Source organism: Formosa undariae, from assembly GCF_042427615.1.
GTDB classification, from domain to species: domain Bacteria; phylum Bacteroidota; class Bacteroidia; order Flavobacteriales; family Flavobacteriaceae; genus Formosa; species Formosa undariae.
In genome coordinates, this window is the sequence record NZ_JBHMEZ010000013.1 from 96432 (window position 1) to 115815 (window position 19384).

At 34.4% G+C, this 19384-nt stretch carries 25 protein-coding genes; 3 read left to right on the forward strand and 22 right to left on the reverse strand.

The genetic code is table 11. The features are described 5' to 3' along the window. Positions 1-10 precede the first annotated feature (10 nt). The 22 genes from rpsE to rpsL all read right to left on the reverse strand — a co-directional run bounded on the left by rpsE (position 11) and on the right by rpsL (position 11657). Positions 11-535, reverse strand: a complete 525-nt coding sequence (gene rpsE / locus ACFFVB_RS15070) for a 30S ribosomal protein S5 (protein WP_382384047.1) — start codon at positions 533-535, stop codon at positions 11-13. 6 nt (positions 536-541) lie between these two features. Next, the gene (gene rplR / locus ACFFVB_RS15075) at positions 542-898 is read right to left on the reverse strand and encodes a 50S ribosomal protein L18 (RefSeq protein WP_382384049.1); all 357 of its coding nucleotides are present in this window, start codon (positions 896-898) and stop codon (positions 542-544) included. A gap of 13 nt (positions 899-911) precedes the next feature. Then, complete coding sequence (gene rplF, locus ACFFVB_RS15080) at positions 912-1454, reverse strand: 50S ribosomal protein L6 (RefSeq protein WP_382384051.1); 543 nt, start codon at positions 1452-1454, stop codon at positions 912-914. A 17-nt stretch (positions 1455-1471) separates the two neighbouring features. After that, positions 1472-1870: a 30S ribosomal protein S8 gene (gene rpsH / locus ACFFVB_RS15085; RefSeq protein ID WP_382384053.1), complete on the reverse strand. Its 399-nt coding sequence runs from the start codon at positions 1868-1870 to the stop codon at positions 1472-1474. 66 nt (positions 1871-1936) lie between these two features. Continuing rightward, positions 1937-2206, reverse strand: a complete 270-nt coding sequence (gene rpsN / locus ACFFVB_RS15090; RefSeq protein ID WP_038527313.1) for a 30S ribosomal protein S14 — start codon at positions 2204-2206, stop codon at positions 1937-1939. Between the two features lie 3 nt (positions 2207-2209). Continuing rightward, positions 2210-2761 (reverse strand): 50S ribosomal protein L5, encoded by a 552-nt coding sequence (gene rplE / locus ACFFVB_RS15095; RefSeq protein WP_299778429.1) that lies wholly within the window; start codon positions 2759-2761, stop codon positions 2210-2212. 2 nt (positions 2762-2763) lie between these two features. Then, complete coding sequence (gene rplX / locus ACFFVB_RS15100; protein ID WP_382384056.1) at positions 2764-3075, reverse strand: 50S ribosomal protein L24; 312 nt, start codon at positions 3073-3075, stop codon at positions 2764-2766. An 11-nt stretch (positions 3076-3086) separates the two neighbouring features. Then, entirely contained in the window at positions 3087-3455 is a 369-nt protein-coding gene (rplN, locus tag ACFFVB_RS15105) for a 50S ribosomal protein L14 (RefSeq protein WP_382384057.1), read from the reverse strand. 2 nt (positions 3456-3457) lie between these two features. Then, complete coding sequence (rpsQ, locus tag ACFFVB_RS15110; protein WP_038527305.1) at positions 3458-3715, reverse strand: 30S ribosomal protein S17; 258 nt, start codon at positions 3713-3715, stop codon at positions 3458-3460. A 12-nt stretch (positions 3716-3727) separates the two neighbouring features. Continuing rightward, on the reverse strand, positions 3728-3919 hold the full coding sequence (rpmC, locus tag ACFFVB_RS15115) for a 50S ribosomal protein L29 (protein WP_159022786.1): 192 nt from the start codon (positions 3917-3919) through the stop codon (positions 3728-3730). A gap of 13 nt (positions 3920-3932) precedes the next feature. Next, positions 3933-4352, reverse strand: coding sequence for a 50S ribosomal protein L16 (rplP, locus tag ACFFVB_RS15120; RefSeq protein ID WP_159022785.1), 420 nt, complete (start codon positions 4350-4352; stop codon positions 3933-3935). Between the two features lie 19 nt (positions 4353-4371). Next, complete coding sequence (rpsC, locus tag ACFFVB_RS15125; protein ID WP_382384059.1) at positions 4372-5094, reverse strand: 30S ribosomal protein S3; 723 nt, start codon at positions 5092-5094, stop codon at positions 4372-4374. Positions 5095-5099: 5 nt separating this feature from the next. Then, a complete protein-coding gene (gene rplV, locus ACFFVB_RS15130) occupies positions 5100-5507 on the reverse strand; it encodes a 50S ribosomal protein L22 (RefSeq protein ID WP_057783961.1) in 408 nt (135 codons plus the stop codon). 3 nt (positions 5508-5510) lie between these two features. Further along, entirely contained in the window at positions 5511-5789 is a 279-nt protein-coding gene (gene rpsS / locus ACFFVB_RS15135) for a 30S ribosomal protein S19 (protein WP_038527291.1), read from the reverse strand. Between the two features lie 3 nt (positions 5790-5792). Further along, positions 5793-6620, reverse strand: coding sequence for a 50S ribosomal protein L2 (gene rplB / locus ACFFVB_RS15140; protein ID WP_382384061.1), 828 nt, complete (start codon positions 6618-6620; stop codon positions 5793-5795). 10 nt (positions 6621-6630) lie between these two features. Next, positions 6631-6921, reverse strand: coding sequence for a 50S ribosomal protein L23 (gene rplW / locus ACFFVB_RS15145; protein WP_038527285.1), 291 nt, complete (start codon positions 6919-6921; stop codon positions 6631-6633). 7 nt (positions 6922-6928) lie between these two features. Next, entirely contained in the window at positions 6929-7558 is a 630-nt protein-coding gene (rplD, locus tag ACFFVB_RS15150) for a 50S ribosomal protein L4 (protein WP_382384063.1), read from the reverse strand. After that, the gene (gene rplC / locus ACFFVB_RS15155) at positions 7558-8175 is read right to left on the reverse strand and encodes a 50S ribosomal protein L3 (protein WP_382384064.1); all 618 of its coding nucleotides are present in this window, start codon (positions 8173-8175) and stop codon (positions 7558-7560) included. The genes rplD and rplC overlap by 1 nt, the downstream gene beginning before the upstream one ends. A 159-nt stretch (positions 8176-8334) precedes the next feature. Beyond that, positions 8335-8640, reverse strand: coding sequence for a 30S ribosomal protein S10 (gene rpsJ, locus ACFFVB_RS15160; protein ID WP_100610637.1), 306 nt, complete (start codon positions 8638-8640; stop codon positions 8335-8337). A gap of 10 nt (positions 8641-8650) precedes the next feature. Continuing rightward, the gene (gene fusA / locus ACFFVB_RS15165) at positions 8651-10777 is read right to left on the reverse strand and encodes an elongation factor G (protein WP_382384066.1); all 2127 of its coding nucleotides are present in this window, start codon (positions 10775-10777) and stop codon (positions 8651-8653) included. Positions 10778-10782: 5 nt separating this feature from the next. Then, positions 10783-11259, reverse strand: a complete 477-nt coding sequence (gene rpsG, locus ACFFVB_RS15170; RefSeq protein WP_382384068.1) for a 30S ribosomal protein S7 — start codon at positions 11257-11259, stop codon at positions 10783-10785. Positions 11260-11282: 23 nt separating this feature from the next. Continuing rightward, on the reverse strand, positions 11283-11657 hold the full coding sequence (gene rpsL / locus ACFFVB_RS15175) for a 30S ribosomal protein S12 (RefSeq protein WP_057783973.1): 375 nt from the start codon (positions 11655-11657) through the stop codon (positions 11283-11285). A 231-nt stretch (positions 11658-11888) separates the two neighbouring features. On the opposite strand from rpsL, the gene ACFFVB_RS15180 reads away from it, so the two are divergent. The 3 genes from ACFFVB_RS15180 to ACFFVB_RS15190 all read left to right on the forward strand — a co-directional run bounded on the left by ACFFVB_RS15180 (position 11889) and on the right by ACFFVB_RS15190 (position 19372). Then, positions 11889-13517: a POTRA domain-containing protein gene (locus ACFFVB_RS15180; protein WP_382384069.1), complete on the forward strand. Its 1629-nt coding sequence runs from the start codon at positions 11889-11891 to the stop codon at positions 13515-13517. A gap of 1260 nt (positions 13518-14777) precedes the next feature. Further along, on the forward strand, positions 14778-17936 hold the full coding sequence (locus ACFFVB_RS15185) for a SusC/RagA family TonB-linked outer membrane protein (protein ID WP_382384070.1): 3159 nt from the start codon (positions 14778-14780) through the stop codon (positions 17934-17936). Positions 17937-17947: 11 nt separating this feature from the next. After that, positions 17948-19372, forward strand: a complete 1425-nt coding sequence (locus ACFFVB_RS15190) for a SusD/RagB family nutrient-binding outer membrane lipoprotein (protein ID WP_382384071.1) — start codon at positions 17948-17950, stop codon at positions 19370-19372. Positions 19373-19384 lie beyond the last annotated feature (12 nt).

The following is a 19384-nucleotide window of genomic DNA, read 5'->3' on the forward strand; positions in this document are numbered from 1 at the left end:
TCTATCGCTATTAACCTTTAAAAACTTTTTCTAATGAAACGCCTCTATCTTTAGCAATTTTCTTAGCACTTCTTAATTGAAGTAATGCATCGAAAGTTGCTTTAACAACGTTATGAGGATTTGATGATCCTTGAGATTTAGATAAAACATCGTGTATTCCAACTGCTTCTAAAACTGTTCTCACAGCTCCACCAGCAATTACCCCTGTACCAGGAGCTGCAGGAATAATGTTTACTCTTGCCCCACCAAATTTACCTTTTTGTTCATGTGGTAAAGTAGATTTTATGATTGGAATACGAACTAAATTCTTCTTTGCATCCTCTATCGCTTTAGCAATAGCACTTGCAACATCTTTAGACTTTCCTAAACCGTGACCTACAACACCTGCTTCATCACCAACCACAACGATTGCTGAAAAACCAAATGCTCTACCACCTTTAGTTACTTTTGTAACTCTCTGTACACCAACTAAACGATCTTTAAGATCTAATCCACTTGGTTTTACTAGCTCTGCGCTTTTGTATTTTTGATACATAATTTCTTAGAATTTAAGTCCTGCTTCTCTAGCTCCTTCAGCTAATGATTTTACTCTACCATGGTATAAATATCCACCTCTATCAAAAGAGATAGTGTCTACACCTGCTTTTAAAGCTTTTTCAGCTACAGATTTTCCTACTAGAGTAGCAATTTCTGCTTTAGATCCTTTTGCAGCACTAATATCTTTATCTCTTGAAGATGCTGAACTGATAGTTTTACCAGTTACATCATCTACCACTTGAGCATAAATTTCTTTATTACTTCTAAAAACAGATAATCTCGGTCTAGCTTCTGTTCCAGAAACTACTTTACGAACTCTGCTTTTAATTCTTAATCGTCTTTCGTTTTTTGTTAACGCCATAACTTATAAATTATTAAGCTGATTTACCTGCTTTTCTTCTTAATATTTCTCCTACAAACTTAATACCTTTTCCTTTGTACGGCTCAGGTCTTCTAAAATCTCTAATCTTAGCAGCTACTTGTCCAACAAGTTGCTTATCATGAGAAGATAATTTAATTATAGGGTTTTTACCTTTCTCTGATATTGTTTCAACTTTTACTTCATCAGCAATGTTTAAAACAATATTGTGAGAAAATCCTAATGCTAAATCAAGTTTTTGACCTTGATTACTAGCTCTATATCCAACACCTACTAATTCTAATTCCTTAGTAAATCCTTTAGTTACACCTTCAATCATGTTATTGATTAAAGATCTATAAAGACCGTGTTTAGATTTTTCTTCTTTTCTATCAGAAGAACGCTCAACTATAACGTTTCCATCTTCAACTTTTACTGTAACATCAGAAAATTCCTGAGATAACTCTCCTAATTTTCCTTTTACTGTTACAATATTTTCGTTAATATCAACTGTAATTCCTTCTGGAATCGCAACTGGGTTATTACCTATTCTTGACATTTCTTATAGTCTTTAAATTAGTAAACGTAACATAATACTTCACCACCTACGTTTTCTGCTTTGGCTTGTTTTCCTGTCATTACTCCGTGAGAAGTAGAAATGATAGAAATACCAAGACCATTTAAAATTCTAGGTAGTTCGGTTGAACTTGCGTACTTACGTAAACCTGGTTTACTGATTCTTTGAATCTTCTTAATTACAGGCTCTTTAGTTTCCTTGTTGTACTTAAGGGCTATTTTAATAGTCCCTTGTACTGAAGAATCATCGAATTTGTAACTTAAAATATATCCTTGGTCGAATAATATTTTTGTGATTTCTTTTTTCAAGTTAGAAGCAGGTATCTCTACCACTCTGTGGTTAGCACGCACAGCATTTCTAATTCTTGTTAGATAATCCGCTATTGGATCTGTATACATATGTATTAAATTGCGGTTTTGGTTTTCAACACTCCGTTGAACCTTAAACCAATTAAAAATTAAATTTTACCAGCTTGCTTTTCTTACACCTGGTATAAGGCCGTTATTTGCCATCTCTCTAAATGTTACACGAGAGATACCAAAGGTACGCATATAACCTTTAGGTCTACCTGTTAGTTTGCATCTATTATGCATACGTACAGGAGAAGCGTTTTTTGGTAACTTTTGTAATGCTTCGTAATCTCCAGCTTCTTTCAAAGCTTTACGTTTCTCAGCATATTTTGCTACTGTTTTTGCTCTTTTAACCTCACGGGCTTTCATTGATTCTTTAGCCATATCTTAGTTCTTTTGAAAAGGTAAACCTAGTTCAGTTAATAATGATTTTGCTTCTTTATCAGTTTCGGCAGATGTTACAAAAGTAATATCCATTCCTGAAATCTTGTTCACTTTATCAATGTCAATTTCTGGAAAGATAATTTGTTCTGTAACTCCAAGGTTATAATTACCTCTTCCGTCAAATCCTGTTGCTTTAATTCCGCCAAAATCTCTTACACGAGGTAAGGCTGAAGTAACTAAACGGTCTAAAAATTCGTACATTCTTTCTCCTCTTAACGTAACTTTCGCACCAATTGGCATTCCTTTACGTAATTTGAAAGATGCAACATCTTTTTTAGATATAGTTGCTATAGCTCTTTGTCCAGAAATAGTTGTTAGTTCTTCTACTGCGTAGTCTACTAACTTCTTGTCTGCAACAGCAGCTCCAACACCTTTAGATATTACTATCTTAGATAATTTTGGAACTTGCATAACATTCTTATATCCAAATTCTTCTGTAAGAGCAGCAATTACTTTGCTTTTATACTCTTCTTTAAGTCTCGGTGAATATGCCATAACTATATTACTTCATTAGATTTTTTAGAAAATCTCACTTTCTTACCATCTTCTACTTTATAACCAATACGAGTAGTTTCACCCTTAGAAGTTAATAAAGATAGATTAGATATTTGAATTGGAGCTTCCTTTTCTACGATTCCTCCTTGAGGGCTTTGTGCACTTGGCTTAGTATGTTTCTTCACCAAGTTTACACCCTCAACAATCGCTTTGTTCTTATCTGTTAATACTTTAAGTACTTTCCCTTCAGATCCTTTATGATCTCCAGTTATTACTTTTACTGTATCTCCTGATTTTATCTTAAGCTTTGTCATCTTATTAGTCATTAAAGCACTTCAGGTGCTAATGATACAATTTTCATGAATTGTTTATCACGAAGTTCTCTAGCAACAGGTCCAAATACACGTGTACCTCTCATCTCACCCGTTGGGTTTAATAATACACAAGCATTGTCGTCGAATCTAATATAAGATCCGTCTGGACGTCTTACTTCTTTTTTAGTACGTACAACAACTGCAGTAGAAACAGCACCTTTCTTAATGTTTCCATTAGGAGTTGCATGCTTAACTGAAACAACTATTTTGTCTCCTACAGAAGCGTATCTTCTTTTAGTTCCACCTAGAACACGGATAGTTAAAACTTCCTTTGCTCCAGTGTTATCTGCTACGATTAATCTTGATTCTTGTTGTAACATAATTACTTAGCTCTTTCGATTATTTCAACTAATCTCCAACATTTAGATTTACTCATAGGTCGTGTTTCCATGATCTTTACAGTATCTCCAATATTACAATCGTTAGTCTCGTCGTGTGCAACGTATTTCTTCGTTTTTAACACGAACTTACCATACATAGGGTGTTTTACTTTTTTAACTTCAGCAACAACTATAGATTTTTGCATCTTGTTACTAGTAACGACTCCTACACGTTCTTTTCTTAAATTTCTTTTTTCCATCTTTCAGCAGAATTATTGTAATTCTCTTTTAGTTATTTCTGTCGCAATTTTAGCTACGTCACGTCTTACGTTTCGTAATTGAATTGGATTTTCTAAAGGAGATATTGCATGTGCCATTTTCAGGTCTGAATAACTCTTTTTTGTCTCACCAAGTTTCTCTTGTAACTCAGCAGTAGATAATTCTTTAATTTCTGATTGTTTCATAACATCAAATAAATTATGCTTCGTAATCTCTAGCGATAACAAACTTTGTTTTTACCGGTAATTTTTGAGCTGCTAAACGTAATGCTTCTTTTGCAACGTCTAACGGTACTCCTCCTACTTCAAAAAGTAGTCTACCTGGCTTCACAACAGCTGCCCAATATTCAACGGCACCTTTACCTTTACCCATACGTACTTCAAGAGGTTTCTTTGTAATAGGCTTGTCTGGAAATATTTTTATCCAAAGTTGACCTTCTCTTTTCATGTGACGTGTAGCGGCGATACGTGCTGCTTCTATTTGACGCGATGTTAAAAAATTCGAATCAAGTGATTTTATTCCAAAAGTTCCGTTTGATAATTGGTGCCCTCTACCAGAGTTACCCTTCATACGTCCTTTTTGTGCTTTACGAAATTTTGTTCTTTTAGGCTGTAACATTTTTCTTTACTTTAAAAAATTACTTTCTACGACGAGGTTTGTTAGTATTTCCTCCTCCTCGTGGTCCACCTTTTCCTTGCTTCTTAGACAATCCAACAAGCGGAGAAAGCTCTCTTTTACCATATACTTCACCTTTCATGATCCATACTTTAACACCTAATCTACCATAAGTAGTATGTGCCTCAACTAAAGCATAATCAATATCAGCTCTGAATGTAGATAATGGAATACGTCCATCTTTGTAGTGTTCTGAACGTGCCATTTCTGCCCCGTTTAAACGTCCACTAATTTGGATCTTAATTCCTTCTGCATTCATACGCATTGTAGCAGCAATAGCCATTTTGATTGCACGTCTGTAAGAGATTCTGTTCTCAATTTGACGAGCAATGCTTGACCCTACTAAAAATGCATCAAGTTCTGGTCTTTTGATTTCAAATATATTTATTTGAACTTCTTTACCAGTAATTTTCTTAAGTTCTTCTTTTAACTTGTCTACTTCTTGTCCACCTTTCCCGATAATAATACCAGGTCTTGCAGTAGTTATAGTAACGGTTACAAGTTTAAGAGTTCTTTCGATAATTACTCTTGATATACTTGCTTTAGATAGACGTGCATGAACGTACTTTCTGATCTTATCGTCTTCGGCTAATTTGTCGCCATAATCGTTTCCTCCGTACCAGTTAGACTCCCATCCTCTGATAATTCCTAAGCGATTTCCGATTGGATTTGTTTTTTGTCCCATATCTATTAAGCTTGTATATTATTGTTAGCTCCAACTACGATTGTAACGTGGTTAGAACGCTTTCTTATTCTGTGCGCACGACCTTGAGGAGCTGGACGTAATCTTTTTAACATAGATCCGCCATCTACTCTAATCTCTTTTACTATCAACTCAGCATCTTCGATACTTGCATCTTCGTTTTTAGATTGCCAGTTTGCAATTGCAGACAATAACAATTTCTCTAAACGATTTGAAGCTTCTTTCGAGCTAAATTTCAAAATATTAAGCGCTTTTTCTACCTTTTCACCTCTCACTAAATCGGCTACTAAGCGCATTTTTCTTGGTGACGTAGGACAGTTATTAAGTTTAGCAAAAGCAACTTGCTTTTTATCTTCCTTAATAGCGTCTGCCATCTGTTTTTTACGACTTCCCATAGCTTACTTTTTACCTTTGTTTTTAGCACCTGCGTGACCTCTAAAAGATCTTGTTGGTGAAAATTCTCCTAATTTATGTCCTACCATGTTTTCAGTAACAAATACAGGGACAAATTGACGTCCGTTGTGTACTGCGATAGTTTGTCCAACGAAATCTGGAGTAATCATTGAGGCTCTAGACCATGTTTTGATTACCGTTTTCTTTCCGCCGTCAACATTTTCTTGGACTCTCTTATCAAGTTTATAATGAACGTAAGGTCCTTTTTTTAATGATCTTGCCATGTCTTATTTCTTTCTACGTTCTACAATATACTTATTACTCGCTTTTGTTTTAGAACGGGTTCTAAATCCTTTAGCAGGTATACCATTTCTTGAACGAGGGTGACCTCCAGAAGATTTACCTTCACCACCTCCCATTGGGTGATCTACAGGATTCATTACTACCGGTCTTGTACGAGGTCTTCTTCCTAACCATCTGCTTCTACCAGCTTTTCCTGATACAAGTAATTGATGATCTGAGTTAGACACAACACCTATTGTAGCCATACAGTTAGCTAGAATTAATCTAGTTTCTCCTGATGGAAGTTTAATTGTTGCAAATTTACCATCTCTTGCCATTAACTGAGCAAAAGCACCAGCACTACGAGCCATAACAGCTCCTTGTCCTGGACGTAACTCTACACAAGAAATAATTGTTCCTAATGGAATTTGACTTAATGGCATTGCATTACCAATTTCTGGAGCCACACCTTCTTGCCCAGATACAACTGTTTGACCAACTTGTAATCCGTTTTGCGCAATTATGTATGTTTTCTCACCATCTTGGTAATTTAATAATGCAATAAAAGCTGTTCTGTTTGGATCGTACTGAATTGATTTTACTTCAGCAGGGATTCCTGCTTTAGTTCTTTTAAAATCAATGATACGATACCTTTGTTTATGCCCACCACCAATATAGCGCATGGTCATTCTTCCTTGACTGTTTCTACCACCTGATCTTTTCTTCGGAGCTAATAAACTTTTCTCCGGCTTATCAGTAGAAATGGCGTCAAATCCATTAACTACTCTAAATCGCTGACCTGGTGTGATCGGTTTTAATTTTCTTACTGACATTTTTGTCTAATTACATGTTACTGTATAAATCAATCACTTCACCTTCCGCCAGTTGTACAAGTGCTTTTTTAACAGCATTTGTTTTACCATGTTGAATACCAGTTTTTGTAAACTTAGTACTTCTATCTGGACGGACATTTATTGTACGAACTTTTTCAACAGAAACGCCATAAGCAGCTTCCACTGCTTTTTTAATTTCTACCTTGTTCGCCTTTGTATTAACCATAAAGCTAAAACAGTTGTTTAATTCACTGTTTGCAGTCGCTTTTTCTGTTATTATAGGTTTAATTAAGATACTCATCGTTTCCTTATTTACTTAAATTCGATTCAATTCCTTCTAAAGAACTCTCTAAAAGAACTACTTTATTTGCGTTTAAAATCTTGTAAGTGCTTAATTCTGAGTTCAATAGAACCTCAGAGCCCTTTAAATTTCGTGATGACAAATATACATTATTATTTAACGCACCCAACACAAATAGAGATTTTTTATTCTGTAAGTCTAAAGCTTTCAATACACTAGTGAAATTTTTAGTCTTAGCTGAATCAAAATTTAAATCTTCTATTACAACAATTGCTTCTTCTGAAGCTTTAATTGTTAATGCTGATTTACGTGCTAAACGCTTAAGGTTTTTGTTAAGTTTGAAACTGTAGTTTCTTGGTCTTGGTCCGAACATACGTCCACCACCTTTAAAAACTCCAGACTTAATACTACCTGCTCTAGCGGTACCAGTTCCTTTTTGCTTTTTAATCTTACGTGTAGATCCAGAAATCTCAGCACGCTCTTTAGCTTTGTGAGTTCCCTGTCTTTGGTTTGCTAAATATTGTTTAACATCCAAATACACAGCATGATTGTTAGGCTCTATAGCAAAAACTGAATCAGAAAGGTCTACCTTTCTTCCAGTTTCTTTTCCATTAATATCTAAAACTGCTACTTTCATTACTTCTCAATGATTACATAAGAGTTGTTATGACCAGGAACACATCCCTTAACCACAAGTAGATTCTTTTCAGCAACTACTTTTAAAACTCTTAAATTTTCAACTTTTACTCTATCAGTTCCCATTCTTCCTGCCATCTTCATACCCTTAAATACTCTTGCAGGATAAGATGCCGCTCCAATAGAACCCGGTGCTCTTAATCGGTTGTGTTGACCGTGAGTTGCTTGTCCTACCCCAGCAAAGCCGTGACGTTTAACAACCCCTTGAAAACCTTTACCTTTTGAAGTTCCAGCAATATCTACGAATTCACCTTCTACAAAGTGCTCTACAGTGATTGCATCACCTAATTTGTACTCCGCATCAAAACCTTTAAATTCAACGATTTTGCGTTTTACAGAAGTTCCTGCTTTTTTAGCATGACCTAAGTCAGCTTTAGTAGCACTTTTTTCTGTCGCGTCATCGAAACCAAGTTGAAGGGCTATATAACCATCAACTTCTTCAGTTCTGACTTGGGTAACGATACATGGTCCAGCTTCGATTACTGTACATGGAATGTTTTTTCCATTTTCATCGAAGATGCTGGTCATACCGATTTTTTTTCCAATTAACCCAGACATAATTATTAATTTATTTATTAGTATTATTTATAAAAAAATTCAGGGTCAAAACACGTTCAACCCTGAATGTATTTTTACCGTTTTTCCTTCGCTCGCAGCTTAGGACATGTTTTTGAAACTAATGTTTCTGTAAACTTTACTTGTGAAAGTATTCTCTACTTAAACTTTGATCTCTACTTCTACTCCACTTGGCAATTCAAGTTTCATTAAAGCGTCAATAGTTTTAGAAGAAGAGCTATAAATATCAAGTAATCTCTTATAAGAACTTAATTGAAATTGCTCTCTTGCTTTTTTATTAACGTGAGGAGAACGTAATACAGTGAAAATTTTCTTGTGTGTTGGTAATGGAATTGGTCCCGTTACAACTGCACCTGTACTTTTTACAGTTTTTACAATCTTATCAGCAGACTTATCTACTAAGTTATGATCGTAAGATTTTAGTTTAATTCTGATTTTTTGACTCATATTCTTAGTTTTAAGCGTCTGTACCTTTAGCTGCCTTAATCACTTCTTCAGATACGTTAGAAGGTGTTTCAGCATAATGTGAAAATTCCATAGTTGATGTAGCACGACCTGAAGATAATGTTCTTAATGTAGTAACATAACCAAACATCTCAGATAATGGTACGGTAGCTTTTACAGTTTTTGCACCTGCTCTGTCTCCCATACTACTCATTTGTCCTCTTCTTCTATTTAAATCACCCACGATATCACCCATGTTTTCTTCAGGAGTAATAACTTCAATTTTCATAATAGGCTCCATAATCACCGCTTTAGCAGCTTTAGCACAATTCTTGAATCCTAACTTTGCAGCCAATTCAAAAGATAATGCATCAGAATCCACATCATGATAAGATCCATCTTTCAATGTCACTTTCATTGAGTCTATCTCGTATCCAGCTAATGGTCCATTGATCATTGCTGCTTTAAATCCTTTTTCAATTGAAGGGATAAATTCTTTAGGAACGTTACCACCTTTAATAATAGATTCAAATTGAAGACCTACAACACCTTCATCGGCTGGTTCAACAGTAAATGCAATATCTGCGAATTTACCACGACCACCAGATTGCTTCTTATAGACTTCTCTATGATCTGCAGCTTGTGTAATAGCTTCTTTGTACTCCACTTGAGGTTGACCTTGATTTACTTCAACCTTAAACTCACGTCTTAAACGGTCTACAATAATATCTAAGTGCAACTCACCCATTCCAGAAATAATAGTCTGTCCTGAAGCCTCATCAGTACGCGCTGTAAATGTAGGATCTTCTTCTGCTAATTTAGCTAAAGCCATACCCATTTTATCTACATCTGCTTTTGTTTTTGGCTCAACAGCAATACCAATTACTGGGTCTGGGAAATCCATAGATTCTAAAACAATAGGGTGCTTTTCATCTGAAAGCGTATCTCCTGTTTTAATACTCTTGAATCCAACAGCAGCTCCAATATCTCCTGCTTCGATATAATCGATAGCATTTTGCTTGTTAGCATGCATTTGGTAGATACGTGAAATACGTTCTCTTTTACCAGAACGGTTATTTAACACATAAGATCCAGCGTCTAAACGTCCAGAATATGCACGGAAAAATGCTAAACGACCTACGAAAGGATCAGTTGCAATTTTAAATGCTAAAGCAGCGAATGGCTCCTTTACATCTGGCTTACGTCTTTCTTCTACATCTGTGTCAGGATTAGTTCCTATAACACTTTCTCTATCCATTGGAGAAGGTAAATAACGACATACAGCATCTAATAAGAATTGTACCCCTTTATTTTTGAAAGCAGAACCACAAATCATAGGAATAATAGCCATATCCATTACAGCAGCTCTAAGTGCGTTGTGCACTTCCTCTTCTGTAATTGAATCTTCATCTTCCATGAATTTTTCAAGTAAGTTTTCATCATAAGATGCAACTTCCTCAATAAGTAATGCTCTATATTTTTTAGCTTCAGCCTTTAAATCTTCTGGAATATCGATGATATCAAAAGTTGCCCCTTGTGTTTCATCATGCCAGATGATAGCTCTGTTTTTAACTAAATCTACAACACCTTTAAAGTTTTCTTCATCACCAATGTTTAAAACTATAGGCACAGCATTTGAACCTAACATTTCTTTTACTTGATCACAAACTGCTAAAAAATTAGATCCTTGACGGTCCATTTTATTAACAAAACCTATTCTAGGCACTTTGTAATTATCTGCTAATCTCCAGTTAGTTTCAGATTGAGGCTCAACACCATCTACTGCACTAAACAAGAAAACTAAACCATCTAATACACGTAATGAACGGTTTACTTCAACCGTAAAATCAACGTGACCAGGAGTGTCGATAATATTAAAATGGTATCCTTGAGAATCTGCAGTTGGCTGACCATCTAATCTTGGAAATACCCACTCACAAGTTGTAGCAGCAGATGTGATAGTAATACCACGCTCTTGCTCTTGCTCCATCCAGTCCATAGTCGCAGCACCATCATGCACTTCACCTATTTTATGAGAAACTCCAGTATAATAAAGAATACGCTCCGTTGTTGTTGTTTTACCAGCATCAATGTGAGCAGCAATTCCTATGTTTCTAGTTAATTTTAAATCTCTTGCCATTTTATTTAGAATCTAAAGTGTGAGAATGCTTTATTTGCTTCTGCCATTTTATGAGTATCAACTCTTTTCTTAACAGCCGCTCCTTCTTCTTTAGCCGCAGCTAAAATCTCTGATGCTAAACGTTGTGCCATAGATTTTTCGTTTCTTTTACGTGAAAAGCTAATAAGCCATTTCATTGCTGTAGAAACTTTTCTGTCTGGACGAATTTGCATTGGAATTTGGAATGTTGCTCCACCTACTCTACGACTACGTACTTCTACGTGAGGCATAACATTAGATAACGCTTCTTTCCACAACTCTAAAGCTGTTTTTTCTTCGTCTGTTTTTTTTGAGTCTACGATGTCAATTGCATCGTAAAATACCTTAAAAGCTACCGATTTCTTACCATCCCACATCATCATGTTAACGAATCTAGTTACTAACTGATCGTTAAAACGCGGATCTGGTAAAAGCGGTCTCTTTTTTGCTGCTCTTTTTCTCATGTCTTTTCTTTAAAAGATTTTAATTACTTCTTAGGGCGTTTTGCACCGTACTTAGATCTACGTTGTGTTCTACCTGCAACACCTGCTGTGTCCAAGGCACCACGAACGATGTGATATCTAACTCCTGGCAAATCTTTTACCCTTCCACCTCTAACCAATACTATCGAGTGCTCCTGTAAATTGTGACCTTCACCAGGGATATAAGCGTTCACTTCATTACCGTTAGTTAATCTAACCCTTGCTACTTTACGCATTGCAGAGTTAGGTTTCTTAGGTGTAGTAGTGTAAACACGCGTACAAACCCCTCGTCTTTGAGGACACGAATCTAAAGCAGCCGATTTACTCTTCTTGGTTATTTTGGCTCTTCCTTTTCGTACTAATTGTGAAATTGTTGGCATATTTTTCTATAAAATTTATAAAATACCTCTTCTTAGAGGGCTGCAAATGTAAGGTTTTATTTTTATTTTTCAAACCCTAATCAATTAATTTTCAATAGAATTTAACTTTTATTCACATCCTCATATATTTAGTATACTTTTTCCGTTAGTTTTACAATTCTAAAAGAAAGTCATATAGTGCAACCTAAAATATTTTTTTTAAGCCTTCTTCTAATCATATCGTCTCATGTATTGTGTCAGAATTTAACACTGAAAATTCACAGTAAATTAGATACAGATCGTCCTATTATCGATACACTTACATATGTCAACCAGCATACAGACTATAATAGTATCATATTAGAAATACAAAATTTATCAAAAACACTTAACAGTACAGGTTATTTAGACCATAAAATAACAGACTTTAAAAAAAGCAATGATTCTTTATTTGAAGCTTACTTAACCCTTAACAAAAATTACTCCTATATATATATAAGGTATACCGATATACATTATCAGCTATTAAAATCACTCGGAATAGAATCTAATAACAAATTTATTACACTTCCATTACAAGAGACAAAGCAATCTCTTAACGCATTAAATTTAAAATTAGCAGAACAAGGTTTACCGTTTACAACATTACAACTACAAAATATAACTATTAAAAACGATAGTGTTCACGCAGATTTAATATCTTCTAAAAAAACAATCCAACGTCACATTGATCATATTATAATTAAAGGATATGAAAAATTTCCAAAGAAATTTATAAAACAATATGCACGACTTAAAACGGGAGATGTCTTTAACATGGAAGACATTAAAAAGAAAACAAATACACTTAACAAATTATCTTTTGCAAATTTAATACGAGATACCGAAGTACTCTTCACAAAAGATTCTACAACACTATATATATATGTGGAAAAACAGAAAAGTAATAATTTTGATGGTTACTTGGGGTTCACCACGAACGACAATACTAATAAGTTAGAATTTAGTGGCTATCTAAATATGTTACTACAAAATAATTTGAATTACGGAGAATCGATAAAACTACTGTATCGCAGTGACGAAAATAACCAAAAGACATTCAATATAAATCTGGATGCACCTTATATCTTTAAATCTCCAATAGGTGCTAATGTTGAATTAAACATTTTTAAAAAAGATTCTTCTTTTACCACTGTAAACCAATCCTTGAAACTATATTATCAATTTAAAACAGAACACACCACCTACCTGGGAATAACATCTTCGCAGTCGAATAACCTACTTAAAGAAAATCTTTCTACAGTAATAGACGATTATAACTCAAACTTTTTTCAATCTAAATATAACTTCACTCACACAGATGAAGACAACAATTTATTTCCTATAAAATCTTACGCAGATGTAAATCTAGGTTTTGGAGACCGAACCTACCAAACAACGAAGGAGAACCAAATCCAATATAATATCGATCTATCTAATATTTTCTATTTAAATACAAAAAATAGTCTGTATTCCAGAATAGCAGTTAGCGGCTTAAAATCCGACACCTATTTAGAAAACGAATTATTACGCTTTGGAGGGATTAATTCTATACGTGGTTTTGAAGAAAATAGTTTAGTAGCGAGTTTGTATGGTGTTTTTAATTTAGAATACAGATTACAACTAAGTCCAACGATATTTATTAATAGCATTACTGACTTTTCTTATTTCGAAAATCAAATGATTAATCAAAAAGAAAAACTAATAGCACTAGGAGTCGGTTTTGCAATACTAACAAAAGCAGGCCTTTTAAAAATGAATTATGCCAACGGTAAAACTGAGAACTCACCTTTTAATATAAGCGATTCAAAAGTACACTTAAGTATTACCTCTTATTTTTAGATCGCAGCAATATTCTTTCCTATTATATTACATACATCCAAGTAGTACTTAATACTTAACTTAATCAAGTAGGTACTCTACAGCAAGTCCGAAATTATTTTATAAGATAAACTGTATAAACCAAAACCTAATTAGGTTTATATCTTTCTTAACCAAAAGTTGAACCTAAATTATATAATCCATCTATAGTTTTTAAAACATATACATCATAATACGATCTGGTTAATCTCAAAATAAGACCCATGTAGAAAACTACAAAGGGACATACTAAACGAATAGAGATTCGTACAAATGAAATCACTGTACCACATGAAATGACTATGTAAAAGGTATTACGATATGTAAAACGATAATCCAACATCACATAGATTACACTCCAGTTAGATAACAAAATATTATTTCGGCACACCTTACGCAGTAGATAAATACCTTAGATATCGAAGTAGATTACTAAAAACAGATTCCAAGGAGTTCTACTTGTTAAGGAGTAAAAAGAAAGCATAGATATTTCTATAAAAATAGCAAGCAGTAACCCTAATGATGTAAATAATCCAAATCCATCTTTAACTATAGTAATCAAATTGAAAACGTGAAAATTGGACACAGCAAGGTTACAAACCTTAGAAATCCACATGCAACAAACAAGAAATACAACCTATTTTAAACTAAAAAATAAACGTGTCTAGAATCATCCAAAACCAATATTAATAGAAGTAAACAAAGTCTTATCCTAAGTGTTCTTATATTTCAATTTCAACACTTTATTCAACAAAAAAGTAATTAATTCTACGATTTTAGCTCCAATTTACGAGCAAAATCACACATAGTTATACCTATATTAAGAAATTGTTAAATATTATTTCCTAACAATCCAAGATTACGACAACAGAAATAACATCAATAAATTATTATGCTAATAATTGGTTATTAATTCTGTAACAACTCTAAATATTAAAGAATTTTCCTACAAAACATATAAAATAATTTATAGCATATTCAAACTAGTCTACATCTGCAAGGGTTTTACAGTATTAACAATTGCGCCCCCTTTAAAAACACATTATGCCAATGTAAAAACAAAATATTAACATTATAATATGAGTAACGCAAAAAAGTACACAACGAATCGCACATTTTATTGACAATACTGTCTATTATTAGGTTTGAAATCAGACATCTTCGAATATTTTAATATAAAAATATTGTTTTATTAACTTATTATTATGATTTTTGGGTCAGACTAATTCAAATAAAATAAACATGAAAACAAAGTTTAGTGGAATTCTAACGCTATTTCTAGCGTTCGTTGTGCAGTTTGCTTTTGCACAAGAAAAAACAATTTCAGGGACAATTTCGGATGAGACCGGATTACCACTTCCTGGAGTTAACATTATAATTTCAGGTACATCTCAAGGTACTCAATCTAATTTCGATGGAGAATATACATTAACTGCTGCTAGCGGAGATGCATTATCTTTTTCATTTATTGGTTACAAGACTAAAAGTGTAACTGTAGCTTCATCTAATACAATTAATGTTGTTTTAAGAGAAGATTTAGCACAGTTAGACGAAGTAGTAGTAACAGCACTTGGTATTAAGAAAGATGAAAAAGCTATTGGTTATGCTTCTCAGCAAGTAAAATCTGATGCGATTTCTAATGTACCTACTACAAACGTAGTAAATTCATTATCTGGTAAAATTGCAGGTGTTAACATAACACAATCATCTGGAGATGTAGGTGCATCTTCACGTATTACTATTCGTGGTGTTTCTTCTATTTACGGAAACTCTCAACCTTTAATAGTTCTTGATGGTGCTGTAATAGACAACAACACTTACACTGGATCTAGTGCAGGGACTGATGTTCCTAATGGTTTAGCAGATATAAATCCTCAAGATATCGAGTCTGTAAACGTATTAAAAGGTGGTGCAGCCACTGCTTTATACGGGATGAGAGGTACAAACGGAGTTCTTGTTATTACAACAAAATCTGGTAAAAACGGTAAATCTTTAGGTGTAGAAATTAACAGTTCTGTTAGTTTTTCAAATGCTTATGTATTTCCAGACTACCAAAACTCTTATGGTCAAGGATATAGCCCAAACTACTTCGAATATGTAGATGGTAACAGTGGAGATGGTGGAATTGACGAAAGTTGGGGTCCTGCTTTAGATGCTGGATATGACTTTATTCAATACCAATCAATTATCGATAATCCAAACAATCCTCAAGCATTACCATGGGTATCTAACCCAAACAGTGTTGAAAATGATTTTTATAGTACTGGTATTACAACAGATAATACAGTTTCATTTTCTGGAGGAACAGATACTTCAACTTACCGTTTATCTTTAGGATTAGTAGATTCTAAAGGAATTATCTACAATACAGATCTTAAGAAATATAACATTTCTGGAAATGTAAATTACGAATTAGGAGAAAAATGGACAGTTGGTTTTAGTTCTAGATTTATCCAATCTTCTTCAGATCAAAGAAATGCTGTTGGTTATGGAGATCCAGACAACCAAGTAGGTCAATTAGTATGGAGTGCAAGACAAGTAGATTTCGGAGCTCTTAGAGACTGGGAAAATTTACCTTTAGTAGATATTGCAGGAGATGGTATTACAACACCTCTAAACTGGAATACAGCTTACAACAACAACCCATACTGGGCTTTAGATAATAACTTACACCCATGGACGCGTAACAGATGGATTGGTACAGCAAACTTAGGTTACCAAATTTCTGATAAATTAGCCCTTAACATGAGTACAGGTATCGACTACTTTGATGACTCAAGAGAAACAATGAGAAATTTCGGTACTGTAGATAACAGAAACGGATATTACTCTCTTGTAAAAAGAAATCGTTACGAAGTAAACAGCCAAGCAATATTATCTTTCGATGATAGTTATGGATCAGACGACCAATTTGGAGTTTCAGTTAGCGCCGGTGGACAAATGATGAGTAACAATTACACTTTATTTGCAGGAACAGCAGAAAACTTAGTATTAGACGGTTTATTTAACTTATCTAACTCTTCAGGAGCACCACTAATTACAGACGACAGTAGTGATTATAAAATTAATAGTTTATTTGCAACAGGTCAATTAAGTTATAAAAATTTCTTATTCTTAGACGCTACAGTACGTAATGACTGGGCAAGTGTTTTACCATCTAAAAATAACAGTATTTTATACCCATCTGCATCTTTAAGTGCAGTAGTTAGCGATATGCTAAACATGAAATCTGATGTCGTAAGTTTCTTAAAATTAAGAGCATCTTGGGCAGAAACAGGTAGTGCTGGACCATTAGTACCTTACAGTGTTACGCCAACTTACGAATTATCTTCATCTCCATTAAACGGTAGTACGCCAACAGCGCTTTACCCAAATACACAATGGAATCCAGATATTACTGCTCAAACTGAAACTGCAACAGAATTTGGTTTAGATGCGCGTTTCTTTGCTAATAGATTACGTGTAGATTTCACATACTACGACAAGTTAAACGAAGATGTAATTATGCCACTACAAGTGTCTGCTGCTTCTGGATTTACAAGTGTATGGAAAAATGCTGCTACAGTAGCAAACAAAGGTATCGAATTGGTATTAGGTGTTGACTTAGTTAGAAGCCAAGGCGATGGATTTAACTTAGGTATAGACGTAAACTTTGCTAAGAACGAAAACGAAGTAAGCGATGTAGAAGGAGAAGGTGTAATTAACTTAGACTACGGTAGTTTATGGAATGTTAATACACAAGCTAGAAATGGTGAAGCCATTGGTGCAATCTGGGGACCTGCTTTTGCACGTACTCCTAATGGAGAAATCTTATACGAAAACGGATTACCAGTTATTGGTGACTCAAAAGTATTAGGAAACTCTCAAGCTGACTGGGTTGGAGGTGTAGCAATAAACGCATCTTGGAAAGGATTTACTTTCAGAACATTATTTGATATTAAAGAAGGTGGAGATGTTTACTCACAAACAAATACTTGGGGTATGTTATCAGGAGTACTTGAAGAAACTCTTGTAGGTAGAGAAACTGGAGTTATTGGTTCTGGAGAAATGGCAGACGGTAATGGTGGATTTGTAGCAAACAACGTAGTTGTAGGTGCTCAAAACTACTACTCTGCAGCTTATAACCAAAACATTGCAGAATCATCTGTATACGATGCTTCATTTGTTAAATGGAGAGAGCTTTCAATTTCTTACTCAATCCCAAGCAAGTATTTTGTAAACACAGGATTACAAGCTATCAACTTTGGAATAAATGCTAGAAACTTAGCTATTATATCTAAAAACGTTCCACATATTGACCCAGAAACTGCATTCGGTGTAAGCACTGGTCAACAAGGTTTAGAATACGCTCAAACGCCTTCTACACGTACAATTGGTGTAAACCTTAATGTTAAATTTTAATAGAAATGAAAATGAAAAATATATTTAAATCATGGTCTCTAATCGCTATTACAGGTTTGCTTGTCTTTACTACTGCTTGTGATAATGATTTTGAAGAAACCAATACAGATCCTAATAACCCTACCGTAATCACTGAAGATTTACAATTGGGTTTCATAGAAAGAACTTTAATTAACGAAGTTCACAATTACTTTATTGCAGGTGAAGCGGCTTCAGACTGGACCCAACACATATCTAAAACACAGTATAATGATGCAGATAGATATTATCCAAGACTTGGTTCTATTAACAATTTCTGGACAGTTCTTTACGGTTCTGTAATTGCAGATGCTGTAGAAATGGAAAGATTAGCAGCAGAAGCAGATAACCAAGCTGTTCAAGGTACTGCTTTAGTATTACAAGCTATGGCTTACCAATATTTAACAGATAATTTTGGAAACATCCCTATGTCTGAAGCAAATAGAGCAGACGAAGGAATTTACAATCCTGCTTACGATACTCAAGAAGACGTATACAAGGGAATATTTACAATGTTAGACGAAGCTATAGCGCATTTAGAATCAGGTTCTGGATCTATAACAGCGTCTCAAGATTTAATCTATGGTGGAGATATTTCTAAATGGCTTAAATTTGCTACTACAGTTAAATTTAGAGCAATGATGCGTATTTCTGATACCTCTTTATTTGATGCTGCAGAATTACAAGCTTTAGTTAATTCTGGAAATTTAATAACATCTAACGATGATGAAGCTTTTATCTCATTTGAAACAATTGCTTTACCAAACGCGAATCCATTTTACGATATCGTATTAACAGGTAGACAAGGAGAATGGGGAATGGGTAAACCATTAGTAGATTATATGTTAGCTGAAGGTGACCCTAGATTAGCAGTTTATGCTAACGATGTAGACGGTGCATATATCGGAAAACCAGCAGGTTTCCTTAATCCTAGTACTGAAGGATATGGTCCTGGAACTATTTCTCAAATAGGAGATGCATACCTTGCATCAGATGCACCTTTATACTTTGTTAGTGCATCTCAAATAAACCTTTTATTAGCAGAAGCTTCTGTAAAAAATTACATTAACGGAGATGCTGCAACGTACTTTAATGATGGTGTAGATGCTTCATTAATACAAAATGGATTAGCTTCTGGTAGCTATTCAGCTCCTTATACTGGATACAACTCTATTGCACAACAATTATGGGTTTCTACATTCATGCAAGGTTACGAAACATGGGCAGAATGGAAAAGATCTGACATACCAGCAGACTTACCATTAGCAGTAGACCCTCAACCAGGAGTAAATAGTATTCCTACAAGATATACGTATCCAAATGACGAAATTTCTTTAAACGCCTCTAATGTTGATGCAGCTGTTGCCGATCAAGGTCCAGACGCATTGACAACAAAAGTTTGGTGGGATATTAACTAATAAAAATGAAAA

Coding starts and splice junctions, on each gene's coding strand:
- rpsE (WP_382384047.1), bottom strand. CDS start 535: ATGTATCAAAAATACAAAAGCGCAGAGCTAGTAAAACCAAGTGGATTA.
- rplR (WP_382384049.1), bottom strand. CDS start 898: ATGGCGTTAACAAAAAACGAAAGACGATTAAGAATTAAAAGCAGAGTT.
- rplF (WP_382384051.1), bottom strand. CDS start 1,454: ATGTCAAGAATAGGTAATAACCCAGTTGCGATTCCAGAAGGAATTACA.
- rpsH (WP_382384053.1), bottom strand. CDS start 1,870: ATGTATACAGATCCAATAGCGGATTATCTAACAAGAATTAGAAATGCT.
- rpsN (WP_038527313.1), bottom strand. CDS start 2,206: ATGGCTAAAGAATCAATGAAAGCCCGTGAGGTTAAAAGAGCAAAAACA.
- rplE (WP_299778429.1), bottom strand. CDS start 2,761: ATGGCATATTCACCGAGACTTAAAGAAGAGTATAAAAGCAAAGTAATT.
- rplX (WP_382384056.1), bottom strand. CDS start 3,075: ATGACAAAGCTTAAGATAAAATCAGGAGATACAGTAAAAGTAATAACT.
- rplN (WP_382384057.1), bottom strand. CDS start 3,455: ATGTTACAACAAGAATCAAGATTAATCGTAGCAGATAACACTGGAGCA.
- rpsQ (WP_038527305.1), bottom strand. CDS start 3,715: ATGGAAAAAAGAAATTTAAGAAAAGAACGTGTAGGAGTCGTTACTAGT.
- rpmC (WP_159022786.1), bottom strand. CDS start 3,919: ATGAAACAATCAGAAATTAAAGAATTATCTACTGCTGAGTTACAAGAG.
- rplP (WP_159022785.1), bottom strand. CDS start 4,352: ATGTTACAGCCTAAAAGAACAAAATTTCGTAAAGCACAAAAAGGACGT.
- rpsC (WP_382384059.1), bottom strand. CDS start 5,094: ATGGGACAAAAAACAAATCCAATCGGAAATCGCTTAGGAATTATCAGA.
- rplV (WP_057783961.1), bottom strand. CDS start 5,507: ATGGGAAGTCGTAAAAAACAGATGGCAGACGCTATTAAGGAAGATAAA.
- rpsS (WP_038527291.1), bottom strand. CDS start 5,789: ATGGCAAGATCATTAAAAAAAGGACCTTACGTTCATTATAAACTTGAT.
- rplB (WP_382384061.1), bottom strand. CDS start 6,620: ATGTCAGTAAGAAAATTAAAACCGATCACACCAGGTCAGCGATTTAGA.
- rplW (WP_038527285.1), bottom strand. CDS start 6,921: ATGAGTATCTTAATTAAACCTATAATAACAGAAAAAGCGACTGCAAAC.
- rplD (WP_382384063.1), bottom strand. CDS start 7,558: ATGAAAGTAGCAGTTTTAGATATTAATGGAAAAGAAACTGGAAGAAAG.
- rplC (WP_382384064.1), bottom strand. CDS start 8,175: ATGTCTGGGTTAATTGGAAAAAAAATCGGTATGACCAGCATCTTCGAT.
- rpsJ (WP_100610637.1), bottom strand. CDS start 8,640: ATGAGTCAAAAAATCAGAATTAAACTAAAATCTTACGATCATAACTTA.
- fusA (WP_382384066.1), bottom strand. CDS start 10,777: ATGGCAAGAGATTTAAAATTAACTAGAAACATAGGAATTGCTGCTCAC.
- rpsG (WP_382384068.1), bottom strand. CDS start 11,259: ATGAGAAAAAGAGCAGCAAAAAAGAGACCGCTTTTACCAGATCCGCGT.
- rpsL (WP_057783973.1), bottom strand. CDS start 11,657: ATGCCAACAATTTCACAATTAGTACGAAAAGGAAGAGCCAAAATAACC.
- ACFFVB_RS15185 (WP_382384070.1), top strand. CDS start 14,778: ATGAAAACAAAGTTTAGTGGAATTCTAACGCTATTTCTAGCGTTCGTT.
- ACFFVB_RS15190 (WP_382384071.1), top strand. CDS start 17,948: ATGAAAAATATATTTAAATCATGGTCTCTAATCGCTATTACAGGTTTG.